A 19711-nucleotide genomic window follows, 5' to 3' on the forward strand; every position below is an offset into this window, starting at 1 on the left:
AGGACACCGCCGGACACCAATTCACGATGGCCACCCAGAAATGGGTGGCCATCGCTGTTTAACCAGAGGTTCCCCAGCCGGAACCGCCAGCCGCTCGACGCGGCGCCGTGAGGAGTGACGATGTCCGAGGACCGCGCATCCGGAGGCGAGAGCGTCGATCTCGGCGATCGTCTCGACGACATCGAGCAGTCGCCCCTGGCGACTCGCGCCGCCGCTTATGCGGAGGTGCAGGAGCAGCTCCGCGTCCGGCTCGAGGGCGGGGACGCGCGCTGATGACCGAGGGCGAGGACCAGCGTCTCGACACCGCACTCGCGACGAGGGGCATCGCCCGCTCCCGAGTGCATGCGGCGCGCATGATCGCCGACGGCGTCGTCACCGTGGACGGGGCGCCGGCGCTCAAGCCGTCGATCCGAGTGCGGCCCGAGCAGGAGGTCGCTGTCGCCTCCCTGGACCACTACGTCAGCCGGGCGGCCCACAAGCTGATCGCCGCGCTGGACGCCTTCCCCTCCGTGCGAGTCGACGGCGCGGACGCCCTGGATGTCGGCGCCTCCACCGGCGGTTTCTCCCAGGTGCTGCTGGAACGCGGAGTCGCCTCGGTGATCGCACTCGACGTGGGGCACGGGCAGCTCGCTCCCCGGATCCGCTCCGACGACCGGGTCCGTGTCGTCGAGGGCTTCAACGCGCGGGAGATGACGGCGACGTCGCTCGCGGCCGCATCGGGAACGGGCGTCGTTCCGGATCTGGTCGTCGCCGACGTCTCCTTCATCTCCCTGTCGATGGTGCTGCCGGCCGTCGCCGCCTCCGTCGCGCCGAGTGCCGACTTCGTCGTGCTGGTCAAGCCGCAGTTCGAGGTGGGGCGCCTCGGCATCAAGGAGGGGATCGTCCGCGATCCCGAGCTGCGGCGCGAAGCGCTCTCGGACGTGCTCTGGTCCGCCTGGGACGCAGGGCTCGGAGTGGCCGGCCTGATCGCCTCGCCGCTGCCCGGTGGCGCTGGGAATCAGGAGTATCTGGTGCACCTCCACCGCGACCGCGGAACGATTCCGACAGAATGGAGGGACGCGGTCACCGCGCTCACCCTCGGGTGACGCGATCGTGTCCGCCGCCGTCGATCGACCCGAAGGACACCCACTCGATGCAGTCCCCTCCTGGCGAGCGCAACATCCTCGTCATCGCCCACACCGGACGGGCGGACTCCCTCGAAGCGGCGATCCTCGTGGTCGGACGCCTTCGCGGGTCCGGTGCCCGGCCCGTGCTCTGTGCCGACGACAAGGGCGACATCGTCCGGAACGCTTCCGAGCTGAGTGATGTCGCAGTGCTCGGCGTCGACGTCCCGCTGCAGGAGATCGAGCTGGTCTTCGTCCTGGGCGGGGACGGCACCATCCTGCGCGCGGCCGAGATCGTCCGGACCGGGACGGCGCCGCTGCTCGGCGTGAACCTCGGCCATGTCGGCTTCCTCGCCGAGAGCGAGCGCGACGACCTCGACGACGCGGTCGCGCGCGCACTGGACGGCGACTACGCGGTCGAGGAGCGGATGACGCTGCAGGTGCGCGTCAAGATCGACGACGCCGTCGTCTACGAGACCTGGGCGCTCAACGAGGCGACCGTCGAGAAAGGCAGCCGCGAGCGGATGCTCGAGGTGATGGTCGGCGTCGACGGCCGCCCGCTCTCCAGCTTCGGCTGCGACGGGATCGTCGTCTCGACTCCCACCGGCTCGACCGCCTACGCCTTCTCCGGCGGCGGTCCCGTCGTCTGGCCCACGCTCGAGGCGATGCTGCTCGTGCCGCTCAGTGCGCACGCCCTGTTCGCCCGCCCGCTCGTCGTAGGGCCGGACTCCAGCCTCGCGGTCGAGGTGAAGGAGCGGACCGACGGCGTCGGCGTGCTCTGGGCCGACGGCCGGCGCACCTACGAGCTGCCGCCCGGCGCCCGGGTCGTCTTCCGGCGCTCTCCCGTGCCGGTGCGCTTCGCGCGCCTGCACGACGCCCCGTTCACCGATCGCCTCGTGCAGAAGTTCGGTCTCCCCATCCGCGGATGGCGGGGGTCGGCGGAGACGGAGTAGCCGCATGCTCGAAGAGCTGCAGATCCGCGACCTCGGTGTGATCGCCGAGGCGACCCTCCCGCTCGGACCGGGATTCACCGCCGTCACCGGCGAGACCGGTGCCGGAAAGACCATGGTCGTGACCGCCCTGGGCCTCGTGCTCGGCGCGCGCTCGGACGCGTCCGCCGTCCGCTCCGGCAGCAAGCAGGCCTGGGTGTCCGGCCGCTGGCTCGTGCCCGAGGAGGGCGCGGTCGCGGATCGCGTCCACGACGCGGGCGGTGACCTCGACGGACCCGAGCTGCTGCTCGCCCGCTCGGTCTCGGCCGAGGGGCGCGGGCGCGCCGTCGTCGGCGGGCGCAGCGCCCCCGTCAGCGTGCTCAGCGAGCTCGCCGACCAGCTCGTCGTGGTGCACGGGCAGTCGGATCAGATCCGGCTCCGCTCGGCGGCCGCTCAGCGCGACGCGCTCGACCGCTTCGGCGGGCCCGAGCTGGGGGAGGCCCTGCGCGACTACGCGAGTGCCTTCGAGCGCTGGCGGGCCAACCGCGAGGAGCTCGACGGGCTGACCACGGCGCGGGAGGCCCGGGCGCGCGAAGCCGAGCGGCTCCGCAGCGCTCTCGCCGAGATCGAGGTGGTCGCCCCGCAGCGCGGCGAGGACGTCGAGCTGTCGACGCAGTCGGAGCGGCTCGGCAGCATCGAGCAGCTGCGCATCGCCGCGGGTGAGGCCCGGGAGGCCGTCTCCTCGGAGGAGCTCGACGGCCGCGACGCCCTCGGTCTGGTGGAGATCGCCCGGCGGGTGCTCGAGCGCGCCGCGGAGCACGATGCGGCGCTGGAGCCGCTGACGCAGACCCTCGGCGAGGCGTCGGTGCTGCTCGGCGACGTCGCGGCCGGCCTCTCCTCCTACCTCGCCGAGCTCGACCTCGACGGCGCGCACGATCTGGAGCTGATCGAGAACCGCCGCGCGGAGCTCTCCGCCCTGGCCCGCACCTACGGACCGACCCTCGACGACGTGCTCGACCTCGTCGACTCCTCCGGCCTGCGCCTGCTCGAGCTCGACGGTGACGACGAGCGGATCGCGGCCCTCGAGGCGGACACGGCCGCCGACGCCGATCTCGTCGAGCGGCTCGCCGACCGGCTGACCGTGCTGCGGACCGCCGCGGCTGCCGAGCTCGGCGCGCGGGTCAGCGAGGAGCTGACCGCGCTGGCGATGGCGGACGCGCGCCTGCACGTGCAGGTCGGTACGACGGGCGAGCCGACGGTGCACGGGCGCGACACGGTCGAGATGCTGCTCCAGCCGCACACCGGCGCCACTCCGCGTGCGCTGGCGAAGGGCGCCTCCGGGGGAGAGCTCTCGCGGGTGATGCTCGCGATCGAGGTGGTCGTGGCGGCGAACGATCCGGTGCCGACCTTCGTCTTCGACGAGGTCGATGCCGGCGTGGGCGGCGCGGCCGCGATCGAGATCGGGCGCCGGCTCGCCCGGCTCGCCGAGACGTCGCAGGTCATCGTCGTGACCCACCTGGCCCAGGTCGCGGCCTTCGCGACCAACCACCTCCGGGTCGAGAAGGGCTCGGACGGCTCGGTCACCTCGAGCGCGGTGACCCAGCTGGACGCCGAGGAGCGGGTGTCCGAGATGGCGCGCCTGCTCTCCGGCCTGACGGACTCCGAGAACGCCCTGGCGCACGCGCGGGAGCTGCTCGAGTCGAGCCGCCGGCGCTGACGTCGCGCGGTGCGCCGCCCCCCGACCGGTGCGAAATCGGCGGGGGCGGCGCCCGGACCCCGTTCTGCTGTTACGGTGGAACCCCGTGGTGGACAATTCGAACTCGGGCCTTTCCTCTTCTTCTTCCGACACTTCTGCGGCCGGGCGCGACACCGCCCCCGCGAAGGTCACGAAGCACATCTTCGTCACGGGCGGGGTCGTCTCCTCGCTCGGCAAGGGCCTGACGGCCGCCAGCCTCGGCAACCTGCTCACCGCGCGCGGACTGCGCGTCGTGATGCAGAAGCTCGACCCGTACCTGAACGTTGATCCCGGGACGATGAACCCGTTCCAGCACGGCGAGGTCTTCGTGACCGACGACGGCGCGGAGACCGACCTCGACATCGGGCACTACGAGCGCTTCCTCGACATCAACCTCAACCAGGCGGCGAACGTCACCACCGGTCAGATCTACTCCCGGGTGATCGCCCGCGAGCGGGCCGGCGAGTACCTCGGCGACACGGTCCAGGTCATCCCGCACATCACCGACGAGATCAAGCGCCGCATGCGCCTGCAGTCCGAGGACGACCCGCAGCCCGATGTGATCATCACCGAGATCGGCGGCACCGTCGGCGACATCGAGTCGCAGCCCTTCATCGAGTCGGCCCGCCAGGTGCGCCACGAGCTCGGCCGCCGCAACGTCTTCTTCGTGCACGTGTCGCTCGTGCCGTTCATGGGCGCCTCCGGCGAGCAGAAGACCAAGCCGACCCAGCACTCCGTCGCCGCGCTGCGCTCGATCGGCATCCAGCCGGACGCGCTCGTGCTGCGCAGCGACCGGCCGGTGTCGGAGTCGAACAAGCGCAAGATCGCGCTGATGTGCGACGTCGACGAGCAGGCCGTGGTCAACGCCAAGGACGTCGCCTCGATCTACGAGATCCCGTCGATGCTCAACGAGCAGGGGCTCGACTCCTACATCATCGACCAGCTCGACCTGACGGCCGGCGAGGTCGTCTGGGACGGCTGGTCGCAGCTGCTCGAGGCGGTGCACGAGCCCAAGCACGAGGTGACCATCGGCCTGGTCGGGAAGTACATCGACCTGCCGGACGCGTACCTCTCGGTCACCGAGGCGCTGCGGGCCGGCGGCTTCGCGCAGCAGACCAAGGTCGTCCTGCGCTGGATCGCCTCTGACGGACTCGAGGACCCGGAGGCGGCCTCGAAGGCGCTCTCGGAGCTCGACGGCATCTGCGTCCCGGGCGGCTTCGGCATCCGCGGCATCGAGGGCAAGCTCGGCGCGCTGCGCTTCGCTCGCGAGAACGGCATCCCGACGCTGGGCCTCTGCCTGGGGCTGCAGTGCATGGTGATCGAGTACGCGCGGAACGAGGCCGGACTCGCTGGCGCATCCTCGTCGGAGTTCGACCCGGAGACGGAGTTCCCCGTCATCGCGACGATGGCCGAGCAGGTCGAGATCCTCGCCGCCGGCGACATGGGCGGCACGATGCGACTGGGCCTGTACACGGCGGACCTCGCCGAGGGCTCGATCGTCGCGGAGGTCTACGGAGCGCCGCAGGCGGCGGAGCGCCACCGCCACCGCTACGAGGTCAACAACGGCTACCGCGACCGCATCGCCGAGGCCGGTCTGTGGTTCTCGGGGACGTCGCCGGACGGCAGCCTCGTCGAGTACGTCGAGCTTCCGCGCGACAAGCACCCGTTCTACGTCGGCACGCAGGCGCACCCCGAGCTGCGCTCGCGGCCGAACAACGCGCACCCGCTGTTCAAGGGGCTCGTGACCGCGGCGCTCGAGCGCCAGGAGGCGTCGCGGCTGTTCCCGGCCTCGGAGGCCGGCTCCGATGACTGACGCGACCGACTCCGTGCTCTCGGACGCGCCGGCCTCTGACGTCCTGCTCTCGGACGAGCCGGTCGAGCCCGAGATCCTCACCAGCGAGCGCGTCTTCGACGGCATGGTCTGGGGCGTCCGCGCCGAGACCTTCCGCTACGGCGACGGCGAGCTGCGCCGCGAGTTCCTCGACCACACGGGCGCCGTCGCGGTGCTCGCGCTGGACGACGAGGACCGCGTCGCGCTGATCAAGCAGTACCGCCACCCCGTGCGCACCCGCGAGTGGGAGATCCCGGCCGGCCTCCTCGACATCGAGGGGGAGGACGCCCTCGTCGCCGCGCAGCGCGAGCTGGGGGAGGAGACCGACCTGCGGGCCGGCCGCTGGGACCTGCTCTCCGAGTTCGCGACCTCGCCGGGCGGCAGCGACGAGGTGATCCGCATCTACCTGGCGCGCGATCTCTCCGCCACCGACGCCGCCTTCGAGCGCGAGGCGGAGGAGGCCGACATGGAGCTGCGCTGGGTCGCGCTCGACGAGGCCGTCGACGCCGTGCTCGCGCGGCGGGTGCAGAACCCGTCGCTCTGCCTCGCGGTGCTCGCGGCGCACGCTTTCCGCGCGCGCGGCTGGGCCGGGCTCGGCGACGCCTCCTCGCCGTGGACGCGGCACCCGCGGGTCCGCCGGGGGTGACTCCGCCCGCGATCGCCGACGCCTTCCTCCGGCAGGCGAGCGTCGAGCGCGGGCTCTCGGCGCACACGATCGCCGCGTACCGGCGCGATCTGGGGATGTACCTCGGCTGGCTCGAGGAGCGCGGGGTCACGGATCTCGCGGTGCTGCGGCGCTCGGACGTGGGGGACTTCGCGTCCTGGCTCGCGGCGCGGGCCGAGCGGCCGCTGGCGGCGAGCTCGCGGGCGCGGATCCTCTCGAGCGTGCGCGGGCTGCACCGCTTCGCGCTGGAGGAGGGGCACGTCGCCGACGACGTCGCCCACGACGTGCTGCCGCCCAAGCTGCCGATGACGCTGCCCAAGGCGATCACGGTCGAGCAGATGGCCTCGCTGCTCGAGGCGGCCCGCGGCGAGGAGCTGTCGGAGCTGCGCGACCGGGCGCTGCTGGAGCTGCTCTACGCCACCGGGGCGCGCATCTCGGAGGCGGTGGACCTGAGCGTCGACGACGTCTTCGACTCGGAGGTGGTGCGGTTGACCGGCAAGGGCTCGAAGCAGCGGATGGTGCCGCTGGGGAGCTTCGCGCGCGAGGCGGTGCAGGACTACCTGGTGCGGGCGCGGCCCGAGCTGTCGCGACGCGGGCGGGCGACGCCGGCGCTGTTCCTCGGGGTGCGCGGGAGCCGGCTGTCGCGGCAGAGCGCGTGGCTGGTGATCCGCGCGGTCGCGGAGAAGGCGGGGCTGGATCGGGAGATCTCGCCGCACACGTTCCGGCACTCCTTCGCGACGCACCTGCTCGCCGGCGGGGCGGACGTGCGGGTAGTGCAGGAGCTGCTGGGGCACGCCTCGGTGGCGACGACGCAGATCTATACGCTGGTGACGGCGGACACGCTCCGCGACGTGTACACGACGGCGCACCCGCGGGCGCGGCGCTGAGGGGGGTCTCGATACGCCGCTTCGCGGCTACTCGACCAGCATGGAGGGGCTGCTGCGCCGCTACTCGACCAGCAGGGGCGCTTCATGCTGATCGAGTAGCCCGCGGAGCGGGCGTATCGAGATCCGCCAGCGTCAGAAGTGGAGTCGGCAGACCCGCCCTGTTGAGGACGGCGGGTCTCGATACGCCCCTGCGGGGCTACTCGACCAGCATGGAGGGGGCCGCTGCACGGTCGGCGTGCTCGGGTCTCGATACGCCGCTGCGCGGTTGCTCGACCAGCATGGGCGGGGCGCCGCGGGGAGGGGCACGGCCGCCGGTACACTCGACGGAGGCCGCGCGGGAGCGCACGCCGACACGGGAAGCGAGGCGACGCAGGTGACACGCAAGACGGACGACAAGGCCGAGCTCACCGGTCTCGAAGCCCCGACGCTCGGCCCGACCGGCCGGCCCCTGCGCGACTTCCCGCTCCCGGTGGAGCTGACCGGGCACGGGCCCGCGCGCATCATCTCGCTCTGCAACCAGAAGGGCGGCGTCGGCAAGACGACGACGACCATCAACCTGGGCGCGACGCTCGCCGAGTACGGCCGCCGCGTGCTGGCCATCGACTTCGACCCGCAGGGCGCGCTGTCCGCGGGTCTCGGTGTCGCCACCTACGACGCGATCACGATCTACGACCTGCTGCTCGGCACCGTCAAGGACCCGAGCGAGGCCATCCGCCCGACCCGCGTCCCCGGCCTCGACATCATCCCCGCGAACATCGACCTGTCGGCCGCGGAGGTGCACCTCGTCAACGAGGTCGCCCGCGAGACGATCCTGGCCCGCGTGCTGCGCAAGGTCAGCGCCGACTACGACGTGATCCTGATCGACTGCCAGCCGTCGCTGGGCCTGCTCACCGTGAACGCGCTCACCGCGAGTCACGGCGTGCTCATCCCGCTCGAGTGCGAGTTCTTCGCCCTGCGCGGCGTCGCGCTGCTGATCGAGACGATCGACAAGGTCCGCGACCGGCTCAACCCGGTGATCGAGCTCGACGGCATCCTGCCCACCATGTACGACTCGCGCACGCTGCACTCGCGCGAGGTGCTCGACCGGGTGGTCGACGCCTTCGGCGACAGCGTGCTCGAGACGGTGATCGGACGCACGGTGAAGTTCCCCGACGCGAGCGTGTCGGGGGTGCCGATCACCACGTTCGCGCCGGAGCACAACGCGGCGAAGGCGTATCGCAAGCTCGCCAGGGAGCTGATCTCGCGTGGCGCGGTCGCCTGAGGCGCTCCTGCTCGACCAGGAGGCAGACACCGCCCCCGTCTCCCGCGGCTTCACCGTTGCGCTGTCGAACTTCGAGGGCCCCTTCGACCTCCTGCTGAGCCTGATCGCGAAGCAGCAGGTCGACATCACCGAGATCGCGCTGAGCGCGGTGACGGACGAGTTCCTCTCCTACCTGCACGGCATCGACACGGCGGAGGGGCTCGACCGAGCCTCGGAGTTCCTGGTCGTCGCGGCGACCCTGCTCGACCTCAAGATCGCCGGGCTCCTGCCGCAGGGCGAGCTGGTCGACGCGGAGGACGCGGCGATGCTCGAGGCGCGCGACCTGCTCTTCGCCCGGCTCCTGCAGTACCGCGCCTTCAAGCAGGTGTCGGCGTGGTTCGCCGAGCGGATCGACGCCGAGACCGGCCGGCACGTGCGCCAGGTGCCGCTCGAGGAGGAGTTCCGCGCGAAGAAGCCGGAGCTGGTCTGGACGCTCTCGCCCGAGGACTTCGCGGCGCTGGCCGCCTTCGCGCTCGCCCCGCGCGAGATCCCGACGGTCGGGCTCGACCACCTGCACGCGCCGCTCATCAGCATCCGCGAGCAGGCCGCGTACATCGTGGCCGTGCTGCGCGAGCGGACCACGGCGACCTTCCGCGAGCTCGTCGCCGATGCGGACGAGAAGGGCGTGGTCGTGGCGCGCTTCATCGCCGTGCTCGAGCTCTACCGGCACGCGGCGATCGCGTTCGAGCAGCCGGAGCCGCTCGGCGAGTTGACCCTGCAGTGGGTGGCGGAGAACTGGTCCGACGCGAGCCTCGCGCACCTGGGGGCCGACTATGACCAGTGAGCCCACGAGCACCAGCTCCATGACCGTCGCCGGTCCCGGCACCGTCGCGTTCGAGATCGACCGCGCCGTCGAGGCGATCCTGATGGTCGCGGACGAGCCGCAGTCGCTCGCCGCGCTCGCCACGGCGCTCTCCCGGCCGATCCCGGTCGTCCGGCAGTCGGTCGAGCGGCTCGCCGCGGACTTCGACGGCGCGGACGGCGGTATCCGCCGCGGCTTCGAGCTGCGCGAGGTCGGCGGCGGCTGGCGGGTCTACGTCCGCCGCGAGTACGACTCCGTCGTCTCCGACTTCGTGCTGACCCAGAATCCGACGAAGCTGTCGCAGGCCGCCCTCGAGACGCTCGCGGTCATCGCCTACAAGCAGCCGATCTCGCGCGGTCAGGTCGCACAGATCCGCGCGGTCAACGTCGACTCCGTCGCGCGCACCCTCCTCGGCCGCGGCCTGATCGCGGAGGTCGGCAGCGACCCCGAGACCGGCGCGGTCCTCTACGGCACCACCGAGCAGCTGCTCGTCCATCTCGGCCTCGCCTCGCTCGACGAGCTGCCGAAGATCTCCCCCCTATTGAGCGACGGACGGAACGGATTCGATGAGCGCGCCTGAATTGCCCGAGGGCGAACGACTGCAGAAGGTCCTCGCGGCCGCGGGAGTCGCCTCCCGCCGTGTCGTCGAGGAGATGATCGTCGCGCGGCGGATCCGCGTGAACGGCGAGGTCGCGAGCGAGCTCGGCCGCCGCATCGACCCGGAGAACGACCGGATCGAGGTCGACGGCGTCGCCGTGCAGCTGGACACCTCGCGCCGCTACGTGATGCTGAACAAGCCGGTCGGCGTGGTCAGCTCGCTGTCGGACGAGAACGGCCGGCCCGACCTGCGGACCTACACCCAGAACTTCGAGGAGCGGCTGTTCAACGTCGGCCGCCTCGACTCCGAGACCTCGGGGCTCCTGGTGCTGACCAACGACGGCGAGTTGGCGCACGTGCTCGCGCACCCGTCGTTCGGCGTGACGAAGACCTACATCGCGAAGGTGCACGGGCAGGTGCTGCCGCAGACGATCGCGGCGCTGACCGCCGGCGTCGAGCTGGAGGACGGCACGGTCGCGGCCGACAAGGCGCGGCTGCTCGGCCGGCCGGAGGGGCGCTCGAACGCGTCGCTCGTCGAGATCACGCTGCACTCCGGGCGCAACCGCGTCGTCCGGCGGATGATGGCCGCCGTCGGGCACCCCGTGCTCGAGCTGGTGCGCCGGCAGTTCGGCCCGCTGCACCTGGGCTCGCTGCGCTCGGGCGACCTGCGCGACCTGACCCGCGACGAGCTCGGCGCGCTGCTGACGATCTCGCGCCAGGGCGGCGAGGCGCCGGTGGAGAAGCCGGAGCCGACGCGCCAGGCGAGTGCGGGCGCGCGGCGGCCGCGGCCGCAGACCGCGGACGACCGGGGGACCGAGGGGCGCGGGGAGCGGCGGACCGAGGAGCGCTCGGTGCGGCGCTCGGAGGAGCGGCCCGTACGGCGGACCGAGGAGCGGCCTGAGCGTCGGTCGGACGACCGTCCGGTGCGTCGGTCGGAGGAACGGCCTGAGCGTCGCTCCGACGACCGGCCCGTCCGTCGATCGGACGACCGGCCCGTCAGGCGATCCGAGGACCGGCCCGTCAGGCGATCCGAGGACCGGCCCGAGCATCGGTCGGAGGACCGGCCCGTGCGCCGGTCGGACGACCGGCCTGAGCGCCGTTCGGACGATCGTCCGGTGCGTCGTTACGAGGAGCGCCCCGAGCGCCGTTCGGACGATCGCCCGGTGCGCCGCTCCGAGGAGCGGTCTGAGCGCCGCACCGACGACCGCGGTGACCGTCGCTCCGACGAGCGTCGCCGCGACGAGCGGCCGCGCGAGCGTCCCTCCGATGCGCTGCGTTCCGACGACCGCGCGACACCGCTGCAGGACCGGCGACGTCCCTCCGCGAACGGCGCCGAGCGGCCCGACTCCGGTGTGCGCCGCAGCGGTCAGGACAAGCGGCGTCGGCCTGATCGGTAGGCTGTCGGGGTGAACGAGCTCCTGCACCCCGCCCCGCCCGCGATGCGGACGACGGGGACGGTGCGGGTGGTCGGCTCGGGTCTGCTCGGCGCGTCGATCGGCCTGGGCCTCGCCTCTCGCGGAGTCGACGTCGTCCTGGACGACGCGTCTCCGGCCAGCCTCTCGCTCGCCATCGACTACGGGGCCGGCCGCGCAGCCTCCGCCGACGACCGGCCCGTGCTGATCGTGGTCTGCGTGCCGCCGGACGTCGTCGCCGGCGTCGTCGAGCGCGAGCTGGCCGCGTTCCCCGAGGCGGTCGTCACCGACGTGGCCAGTGTGAAGATGCAGCCGCTGCGCGAGCTGCGCGCCCGGGGCCTCGATCTCAGCCGCTACATCGGCTCGCACCCGATGGCCGGTCGCGAGCGCGGCGGCCCGGTCGCGGCCCGCGGCGACCTCTTCGTCGGGCGCCCCTGGGTGATCTGCCGCGACGGCGAGACGCCGCCCGAGGCGCTCGCCCGGGTCGAGGCGCTCGCGCTCGACCTCGGCGGCTCGATCATCGAGATGGGCCCGGAGGAGCACGACCGCTCGGTCGGCCTCGTCTCGCACGCGCCGCAGGTGATCTCGTCCCTGCTCGGGCAGCGGCTCGTCGACGCGCCGAACGACGCCCTGCGGCTCGCGGGCCAGGGCGTGCGCGACGTCTCGCGGCTCGCCGCCTCCGCTCCGGAGCTGTGGGTGCAGATCCTCGGCGCGAACCGCGAGCACGTGGTCGCCGTGCTCGACGCCTTCCGCGACGACGTCGCCGCGGTCGCCGACGCTCTGCGCGACCTCGACGCCCCGGGTGCCCGCCGCCTGCTCGCCGAGCACCTCGCCGCGGGCAACGCCGGCGTCGCCCGGCTGCCCGGCAAGCACGGCCAGGACCAGCGCTTCTCCACCCTGATCGTCCTCGTCGACGACACCCCGGGCACTCTCGCCCGGCTGTTCGTCGAGATCGGCGAGGCCGGGGTCAACCTGGAGGACGTGCGCCTCGAGCATGCGGAGGGGCGCCGCGTGGGCCTCGCCGAGATCTCGGTGGTGCCGGAGGCCGTCGGCCCGCTGACCGAGGAACTGACCGCACGCGGCTGGAGGATCGCCGGATGAGCACGGAGCAGAACAGGCAGGAGGGCGGCCTGAACCGGATGACGCCCGCCCGCCGCGCCCAGCAGAGCATCCCGGAGGACGGGGGAGCGGCGCCCGAGCGCGCGAGCGGCTCGCACACCGACGACGTGCCCGACTTCGGCGACGCCGTCGTCGTCGCGATCGACGGACCGGCCGGCAGCGGCAAGTCGAGCGTCTCGCGCGAGGCGGCCCGCCGACTCGACTTCGAGTTCCTCGACACCGGCGCCGCGTATCGCGCGCTGGCCTGGCACGGCCTCGACACCGGGCTCGACTTCGCCGACGAGAACGCGATCGTCGACGCGCTCGACGGCTTCGACTACTCCATCGGCACCGACCCCGAGTCGTACTCGGTCTGGGTCGGCCGGACCGAGGTGACCGCGGCGATCCGCGAGCCCCGCGTGACCGGTCAGGTCTCGGCCGTGGCGAAGGTCCCGGAGGTGCGCCGGCGGATCACGCTGCTGTTCCGCCGCATCATCGGCGAGACCCGGAAGGCCGGGATCATCGTCGAGGGGCGCGACATCACGACGGTCGTGGCGCCCACCGCCGGGGTGCGGATCCTCCTGACGGCGAGCGAAGAGGCTAGGATGGCGAGGCGTTCGCGCGAAGTCACCACGCAATCCGCTGAAGCGACGGGTCAGGCACTGCGGTCCAGGGACCGCGCCGACTCCCAGGTGGTGGACTTCATGAACGCCGCAGACGGAGTCACTCTTCTCGACTCCACTCACCTCGACTTCGAGCAGACCGTCGATGCGGTCATCGCCGAGGTCCGAACTTCGAGAGCAAGGGCCGATCATGGCACAGGACACGCACGTCGGTGACGACGAGCTGAACTTCGGAGACGACGACCTCGTCGAGCGCCTCGGCGACCTCGACGAGCAGCTCGCCTCCTCGCGCGCCCAGGCGCTGCGCAGCGGACTCGAGGACTACGACCTCGACGAGGAGGACCGCGACCTCCTCGAGTACGCCAGCGAGGACCCCGACGAGGTGCGCTACCTCCCGGCGCTGCCGGTCGTGGCGATCGTCGGCCGCCCCAACGTCGGCAAGTCGGCGCTGGTCAACCGCATCCTCGGCCGCCGCGAGGCCGTCGTCGAGGACACTCCCGGCGTCACCCGCGACCGCGTCTCGTACAAGGCCGAGTGGATCGACCGCCAGTTCACGATCGTGGACACCGGCGGCTGGGAGCCCGACGCCCGCGGCATCGACGCCTCCGTCGCGATGCAGGCCGAGATCGCGATCGACCTCGCCGACGCCGTCATCTTCGTCGTCGACGCGAACGTCGGCGCGACCGCGACCGACGAGCACGTCGTGAAGCTGCTCCGCAAGACCAAGAAGCCCGTCTTCCTCGCGGCCAACAAGGTCGACGACGTGCGCCAGGAGCCGAACGCCGCCTCGCTGTGGTCGCTCGGCCTCGGCGAGCCGTACCCGGTCTCGGCCGTGCACGGCCGCGGCGTCGCCGACCTGCTCGACACGGTTCTGGAGAAGCTGCCGCTCGAGTCGCTCGTCGCCAAGCGCGAGGTCGGCGGCCCGCGCCGCGTCGCGATCCTCGGCCGCCCGAACGTCGGCAAGTCCAGCCTGCTGAACAAGGCCGCGGGGGAGGAGCGGGTCGTCGTCAACGAGCTGGCCGGCACCACCCGCGACCCGGTCGACGAGCAGGTCGAGATCGCCGGCAAGATCTGGCGCTTCGTCGACACCGCCGGCATCCGCCGGCGCGTGCACCTGCAGCAGGGCGCCGACTTCTACGCGTCGCTGCGCACCTCGACCGCGCTCGAGAAGGCGGAGGTCGCGGTCGTCGTGATCGACGTCTCCGAGCCGATCTCGGAGCAGGACGTCCGCATCATCGACCTGGTGCTCGAGTCGGGCCGCGCGCTCGTGCTCGCTTTCAACAAGTGGGACCTCCTCGACGACGAGCGCCGCCGCTACCTCGAGCGCGAGATCGAGAAGGACCTCGCCCACGTGGCGTGGGCGCCGCGCGTGAACATCTCGGCCAAGACCGGTCGTCACCTCGAGAAGCTCGTGCCCGCGCTCGAGCTCGCCCTCGAGTCCTGGGACACCCGCATCCCGACCGGCAAGTTCAACGCGTTCCTCGCTGAGCTCACCGCGGCGCACCCGCACCCCCTGCGCGGCGGCAAGCAGCCGCGCGTGCTGTTCGGCACGCAGGCGTCCTCGCGCCCGCCGACATTCGTGCTGTTCACCACCGGCTTCCTCGACCCGGGCTACCGCCGCTACATCGCGCGCCGCCTGCGTGAGATCTACGGCTTCCAGGGCTCGCCGGTGAACGTCAACATGCGCGTGCGGGAGAAGCGCGCGCGCTGACGCCTTCTGCTGCGCGCGGCTTCGGCTCGTCGTTCTGCGTCCGGCTCGCGGGAATCCTCGGATCCCGCGAGCCGGACGTGTTTCTGCGTGCCGGAGGTGTGGGCGGGGGTCGGGGGTTCGGCTCGTGATTCGGACTCAGGCTCGCGGGATGCGCCGGATTCGGCGAGCCGGACGTGTTTCGACGTGCCGGAGGTGCGGCCGGGCGAGCTTCGGCGCGGGATTCGCGTTCGGGCTCGCGGGATGCGCCGGATCCGGTGTGCCGGACGGGTTTCTGCGTGCCGGAGGTCCGCCGCCGGGGCTGCTGACGGTGGGTGGGTCTCGATACGCCCCTCCGGGGCTACTCGACCAGCAAAGGGGGGCCCACAGGCGGGGTCTGCGGAGGGTGGGTGGGTCTCGATACGCCCCTCCGGGGCTACTCGACCAGCAAGAGGGGGCCGGCAGGCGGGGCCTGCGGAGGGTGGGTGGTCTCGATACGCCCCTGCGGGGCTACTCGACCAGCATGGGAGCCGGCGGCTGCCGGGTGTGCGGATGGTGGGGCGCACCATGCTGATCGAGTAGCCCGCGCAGCGGGCGTATCGAGATCCACCGGTGTCAGAGCGTCCGGCGATCGATCGGTCACGGACGGTCGTGCTCCGCGCGTCGACCCGACCACTCGTGACGGATGGAGACCGGTGGGCGTCAGTCCTGGGTCGCGAACGGCCACCAGGACGGCAGCAGGCGGCGGTACGCCGTGAGGTACGTCTCCGGCGTGCGCGGGGCGGGGAGTCGCAGCCACGCCTCCATCAGCCCGGTCGAGCCGGCGGCAAGGAACGAGGCGGTGCCGTCTGCGAGGAACGTGCCGATGCCGTCGCCGTCGGGCAGCTGCAGCGTCCCGGTCTCGAGGGTGGCGAGCACGGCGGCGCGGAAGTGCAGCGCGAGCATCGCGCGGACGCCGGAGTCGCCGCCCGGAGCGTCGAAAGCACGCAGGTAGAGGTCGCGACGGTCCTCGAGGTGACCCAGGATCCGCGCGGTGCCCTGGCGGATGGTCGCGTCGGTCGCCGCTCCGGTGCGGAGGGTGTCGAGGTACTCGTCGCGGATCGCGTCGAGCTCGTCGGCGAGAGCCGCGCAGAGCAGCTCGGCGGCCGAGGCGGCGTGCGCGTAGAAAGTGGAGCGGTTGACGCCGGCGCGGTCGGTGATCTCGGAGACCGTGAGGCTGGAGACGTCCCTGGCAGTCGCCAGATCGATGATGGCTCGGTGCAGGGCCACCTGCGATCGCTTCTGCCGCGCGTCCACTGCTGCTGCCTCCTGTAGGGCGCATGCACCGGCCCGCCCGGCGCGCACCGCCCCCGCGATTCTACGTGCGTGCGGCGACGCCCGTTTTCACTCTCGGCCCCGTGATCCGCTAAGGTAGTCGAGTTGCCCGGGCCTCGGTCCGGACTGCCACGGGCTGTGGCGCAGCTTGGTAGCGCACTTGACTGGGGGTCAAGGGGTCGCAGGTTCAAATCCTGTCAGCCCGACAGAAAGCCCTGATGGGATGTCCGATCGCGGACAGCACTCGTCAGGGCTTCGTCGTTTCTGGCGCCGCCGTGCGCGCGTGCCGAGCCGCTCAGCGCAGCAGCTCCGCGACCTCTGCGAAGGCCGCCTCGCGCCGCGCCACCCGCGCCGCCCGCTCGACCGGGTCCTTCGTGAAGAGGGCCTGCGGCGAGGGGTGGAACGTGCGCACAACGGCCAGACCGCGCTCGCGCTCGATGCCGGGGTGCAGGCGGAGCAGGCGGCGCCAGCCGTGGTCGGCATCGGCCCCCTGCAGCAGGACGACCTGGATGCTCGGCGCGAGGTCGAGCAGGTGCAGCACCGTCGGGATCCCCGCATCGAGCTGCTCGGCGGTCGGCGCCCTGTTGATGTACCAGGGGTAGGCGTTCCAGGGCAGGAGGTCGAAGGGCGACAGCCCGACGTCGGTGAGGAGTCGCGACATCAGCTCGGCCGAGCCGTCGTCGTTCTCGGTGCAGAGGAAGCCGCTGCCGGCGCCGTCCCGAGTGCCGGGGCCGGGATCGCGCAGGATGCTGAGCACCCGCGCCTCGGTGCCGCCGTGCAGGGGCGCGACGTCGGGCAGCCAGCCGCGGTCGTACGGGTTCCGCAGCTCGTCGATCCAGCGGTTGATCGGCGCGACGTGGGGTGCGTAGCGCTGCTCCCACTGCCGTCGGCGGAAGTCGAGGTCGGCCATGGAGCGGGGCATGACTGCACCCTAGACCTCGGGTGCACGCGACGATCGGGCCGGCCTGGCGGACTCGAGGACGGCCCAGGCGAGACCGGAGGAGAGCAGGCAGGAGATCAGCACGGCGCCGGAGAGGGCCACCAGGACACGGAGCGCATCGTTCCCCTGGCTATGGAGCGCAAGGCTGGAGGCGGCGCCGGCCACCGGCAGCATGGTGAGCGCGACCGCCGCGACCACCCGGCCGAGAAGCAGATCCGAGAAGGCGCGTGATCCGACTCCGGCGAGCGCAGCGCTCGTGCAGAGGAGTGCGAGAGGAAGGACTGCGAGCAGACCCCAGCCGATCCCGCGCAAGTACACCGAGGCCCAGAGAACGACGGCGGGCAGCGACACGGCCAGCGAGATGAGGGCGTGAAGGCCGACACCGGCGAATCCAGCTCGGGCGATCGAGACGTCCGCGAGCGGAAGGTGCTGGTGGTCGAGGTCCTGCGCGGTCGCCTGAGACGGACCCGGCAGCGCGAGAATCAGCACGAGGAGAAGTCCGCCCAACGGCATCGGCACGCTGTCCCGCACCAGGCTGGAGAGCACCGCCACGGCGAGGAGGGCGAGCGCAGTGCGGGGCTCCTGCCAGCGCCGTCGCCGGGTCTGCGCCAGGTGACTCGCTAGGACCGCGCCGACCGCGGAGTCGGGCCATCGCGTCCATGAGGGACGGCCGACGGCGTAGCCCCGGCCGGAAAGAGCTCGGCTCGACTCGCCGGAGAGGACCCGGGTGAGCTGATTCGCGAGGATGCTCTCCTCGACCGCGGGTTCGACGAAGATGCCGGCTCGCCGGACGAGCAGGCCGACGGCGATGCTCGACAGCAGGAGAACGCCGACGGTGGCGAAGGCGTGCGCGAGCCCGCTCGCCTCTGGCGCGAGGATCACCTCGAAGAGGAGCCCGGCGGCACTCATTGAGGCCGACCCGATGGAGTCCTCGCCCACGAGCAGCGACTGCACCCAGAGGACGATCCAGACCGCGCCTGCGGCGAGGACGCAGGTCAGCCCGATCCGGCGCCGGTCCGGCCGGGCGATCCTTCCGAGGAGATGGCTGGTCAGGGACGTCGCCCGGACCAGGAGGAGGACGGCCGTCATCGCGCACCCCGAGAGCACGCCCCACGCGACCGGCTCTCCACGGAGAAGCAGCGCCGTCGCCGACGCCGCGGAGGTACTGACGAACGCGATCGCCGCGGTCCCGACCGCATGCACCACCACGACGATGCGCGGACCACTCGGGCTCTGCAGCACCCAGGAGACGTCCGCGGGCTGCAACCGCAGCGGCGAACCCCGCTGCGCTGTCAGTGACACCAGGATCAGAGCGAGACCGAGGACGAATCCCGCGATCCGCGTCGAGGGCGCCTCCGTCGGAGACCCGCCGGCTCCACCCTGAACCAGGAGCCAGACGCCGCTCGACGCAGCGATCACGAGGACGACGATCGCGAGGGGATTCGTCACGAGGGCCGTGGTGCTGCGGAGACGGATGCGCAGGTAGGCCCGGGAGAGAGCCAGCGCTCCTGCAAGGGGAAGACGCCGCGTTCGTTCAGTCGTCGTCATCGCGAAGAGCCCCCACGACACGGAGATAGACGTCCTCCAGAGGCGGCTGCCCCTCGAGATCGTCGCGCCCGAGACGCGCGATGTGCGCGATCCTCCCGGCGTGCAGGATCACCGCTCGATCGGCGATGCGCTCCAGCTCGGTCAGCCCGTGCATGGAGAGCAGCACGCTGCAGCCTTCCTCGGCCAGCCTCCGCACCTCGTTCCGGAGCTCGCGCACAGAGACGGCATCGAGGCCGTTGAACGGCTCGTCCAGCAGAAGGAGCCCGGCGCCCTTCAGCAGCGCAAGGACGAGAGCGAGCTTGCGGCGCATCCCCTGCGAGAGCTGATGGGGGAGGAGGTCCTGCTTGTCGCTCAGCCCGTAGCGCTCCAGGAGCGACGGTCCGAGCGACTCGTTCCGGGATGAGCCGCTCAGCCGCTCGATCAGCCGGACGTGCTCCACGACGCTCAGACCCGGGTACAGGTCCGGTTCCTCCGGCATGAGGCTGAGGGCTCGTCGAGCCTCCGTCGTGCCGATCGCGTGACCGAGGACGAGCGCACTGCCGCGCGAGGGCTCGTAGAGTCCGGCGAGGGTGCGCATCAGTGTCGTTTTCCCGGCGCCGTTGGGCCCGACCAGTCCGACCACCTCGCCGGCGTCGATCGTGAAGGAGACGTCGCGGAGCACGTCCACCGCGCCCATCGTCTTGCCGAGGCTTCGGACGTCGAGGAGCCGGCGAGGAGCGTCGTTGTCAAGCATCGGTGGTCAGCCAGCGGGAGAGATCGCCGCCGGCTCGCTCGATCGCCTCCCGCAACGGATCGAGGCCGCCCTCGTTCAGGAGCGCTGCGAGCATCGTCCGGATATCGGGAGAGCCGCCCGCGGCGGCCCTCTCGACTGCCCGACGGACTGCGGGGTCGTACTGCACCGGACGTCGGTGACGAAGGAGCCGTCGAAGGACGGGTCGTGCGTCGGTGCTCGCATCCCAGCCGCGCTCGTCGCCGAATGCCTGGATCATGCGGGCGGTGCTGTCACCCGGCGCGAGGCATGCGGCGTAGGCGAATGCGACGTGCAGCGCCGACACGGGCTCACTCCGCTGATAGGCCACCTGTCCGGCGATGGTCATCACCCTGCGGAAATCTGCTGCGCGTTTCACGCTCCACCTCCTCGACGTCATCGAGGAGCGTAGGTTCGTGCCCACTACAAGACAAGAGGAATTCTCGAAGTGGCGCGTTGCACATGATCTGACCGATTGCCGGCCTCGCGCCAT

The 19711-nt window shown here is 72.0% G+C and carries 18 protein-coding genes, 1 tRNA gene and 1 pseudogene; 15 read left to right on the forward strand and 5 right to left on the reverse strand.

Annotated features, from left to right (window positions below; genetic code table 11):
• Positions 1-120: 120 nt before the first annotated feature.
• From HQQ86_RS16895 to der, 14 genes and pseudogenes are all read left to right on the forward strand, one after another.
• Positions 121-273 (forward strand): hypothetical protein, encoded by a 153-nt coding sequence (locus HQQ86_RS16895; RefSeq protein WP_173289436.1) that lies wholly within the window; start codon positions 121-123, stop codon positions 271-273.
• A complete protein-coding gene (locus tag HQQ86_RS16900; protein ID WP_173289437.1) occupies positions 273-1085 on the forward strand; it encodes a TlyA family RNA methyltransferase in 813 nt (270 codons plus the stop codon). Before HQQ86_RS16895 ends, HQQ86_RS16900 begins: the two co-directional genes overlap by 1 nt.
• Before the next feature lie 47 nt (positions 1086-1132).
• Positions 1133-2056 (forward strand): NAD kinase, encoded by a 924-nt coding sequence (locus HQQ86_RS16905; protein ID WP_173289438.1) that lies wholly within the window; start codon positions 1133-1135, stop codon positions 2054-2056.
• A gap of 4 nt (positions 2057-2060) precedes the next feature.
• Positions 2061-3749 carry a DNA repair protein RecN gene (gene recN / locus HQQ86_RS16910; protein WP_173289439.1) on the forward strand — a complete coding sequence of 563 codons (1689 nt, stop codon included), beginning with the start codon at positions 2061-2063 and terminating at the stop codon, positions 3747-3749.
• An 85-nt stretch (positions 3750-3834) separates the two neighbouring features.
• Complete coding sequence (locus HQQ86_RS16915) at positions 3835-5580, forward strand: CTP synthase (protein WP_367948703.1); 1746 nt, start codon at positions 3835-3837, stop codon at positions 5578-5580.
• Positions 5573-6244: an NUDIX hydrolase gene (locus HQQ86_RS16920; protein WP_173289440.1), complete on the forward strand. Its 672-nt coding sequence runs from the start codon at positions 5573-5575 to the stop codon at positions 6242-6244. The genes HQQ86_RS16915 and HQQ86_RS16920 overlap by 8 nt, the downstream gene beginning before the upstream one ends.
• Positions 6241-7149, forward strand: coding sequence for a site-specific tyrosine recombinase XerD (xerD, locus tag HQQ86_RS16925; protein ID WP_173289441.1), 909 nt, complete (start codon positions 6241-6243; stop codon positions 7147-7149). The genes HQQ86_RS16920 and xerD overlap by 4 nt, the downstream gene beginning before the upstream one ends.
• A 373-nt stretch (positions 7150-7522) precedes the next feature.
• Positions 7523-8410 (forward strand): ParA family protein, encoded by an 888-nt coding sequence (locus HQQ86_RS16930; protein ID WP_123446039.1) that lies wholly within the window; start codon positions 7523-7525, stop codon positions 8408-8410.
• A gap of 7 nt (positions 8411-8417) precedes the next feature.
• Positions 8418-9233 carry a ScpA family protein gene (locus HQQ86_RS16935; protein ID WP_216845659.1) on the forward strand — a complete coding sequence of 272 codons (816 nt, stop codon included), beginning with the start codon at positions 8418-8420 and terminating at the stop codon, positions 9231-9233.
• Positions 9234-9252: 19 nt separating this feature from the next.
• On the forward strand, positions 9253-9831 hold the full coding sequence (gene scpB, locus HQQ86_RS16940) for an SMC-Scp complex subunit ScpB (protein WP_254072206.1): 579 nt from the start codon (positions 9253-9255) through the stop codon (positions 9829-9831).
• Positions 9818-10567: pseudogene (locus HQQ86_RS21435) on the forward strand (pseudouridine synthase); the annotation flags it as partial. The gene scpB and the pseudogene HQQ86_RS21435, both read left to right, overlap by 14 nt.
• Before the next feature lie 720 nt (positions 10568-11287).
• Positions 11288-12361 carry a prephenate dehydrogenase gene (locus tag HQQ86_RS16950; protein ID WP_123736021.1) on the forward strand — a complete coding sequence of 358 codons (1074 nt, stop codon included), beginning with the start codon at positions 11288-11290 and terminating at the stop codon, positions 12359-12361.
• Complete coding sequence (cmk, locus tag HQQ86_RS16955) at positions 12358-13197, forward strand: (d)CMP kinase (RefSeq protein ID WP_243582657.1); 840 nt, start codon at positions 12358-12360, stop codon at positions 13195-13197. Before HQQ86_RS16950 ends, cmk begins: the two co-directional genes overlap by 4 nt.
• Complete coding sequence (der, locus tag HQQ86_RS16960; RefSeq protein WP_160090190.1) at positions 13172-14692, forward strand: ribosome biogenesis GTPase Der; 1521 nt, start codon at positions 13172-13174, stop codon at positions 14690-14692. The genes cmk and der overlap by 26 nt, the downstream gene beginning before the upstream one ends.
• A gap of 678 nt (positions 14693-15370) precedes the next feature.
• On the opposite strand, the gene HQQ86_RS16965 is transcribed toward der, so the two are convergent.
• Positions 15371-15937, reverse strand: a complete 567-nt coding sequence (locus tag HQQ86_RS16965) for a TetR family transcriptional regulator (protein WP_173289444.1) — start codon at positions 15935-15937, stop codon at positions 15371-15373.
• Between the two features lie 177 nt (positions 15938-16114).
• Between HQQ86_RS16965 and HQQ86_RS16970 the strand changes: the two genes are divergently transcribed.
• Positions 16115-16188, forward strand: a tRNA-Pro gene (locus HQQ86_RS16970).
• An 89-nt stretch (positions 16189-16277) separates the two neighbouring features.
• On the opposite strand, the gene HQQ86_RS16975 is transcribed toward HQQ86_RS16970, so the two are convergent.
• From HQQ86_RS16975 to HQQ86_RS16990, 4 genes are all read right to left on the reverse strand, one after another.
• Entirely contained in the window at positions 16278-16904 is a 627-nt protein-coding gene (locus HQQ86_RS16975; protein WP_173289445.1) for a uracil-DNA glycosylase, read from the reverse strand.
• A 9-nt stretch (positions 16905-16913) separates the two neighbouring features.
• Positions 16914-18371: a hypothetical protein gene (locus HQQ86_RS16980; RefSeq protein ID WP_173289446.1), complete on the reverse strand. Its 1458-nt coding sequence runs from the start codon at positions 18369-18371 to the stop codon at positions 16914-16916.
• An 85-nt stretch (positions 18372-18456) separates the two neighbouring features.
• Entirely contained in the window at positions 18457-19203 is a 747-nt protein-coding gene (locus HQQ86_RS16985; RefSeq protein ID WP_173289447.1) for an ABC transporter ATP-binding protein, read from the reverse strand.
• Positions 19196-19597, reverse strand: a complete 402-nt coding sequence (locus HQQ86_RS16990) for a hypothetical protein (protein WP_173289448.1) — start codon at positions 19595-19597, stop codon at positions 19196-19198. Before HQQ86_RS16990 ends, HQQ86_RS16985 begins: the two co-directional genes overlap by 8 nt.
• Between the last annotated feature and the right edge of the window lie 114 nt (positions 19598-19711).

This window comes from Rathayibacter sp. VKM Ac-2857, assembly GCF_013205025.1.
GTDB lineage: Bacteria > Actinomycetota > Actinomycetes > Actinomycetales > Microbacteriaceae > Rathayibacter.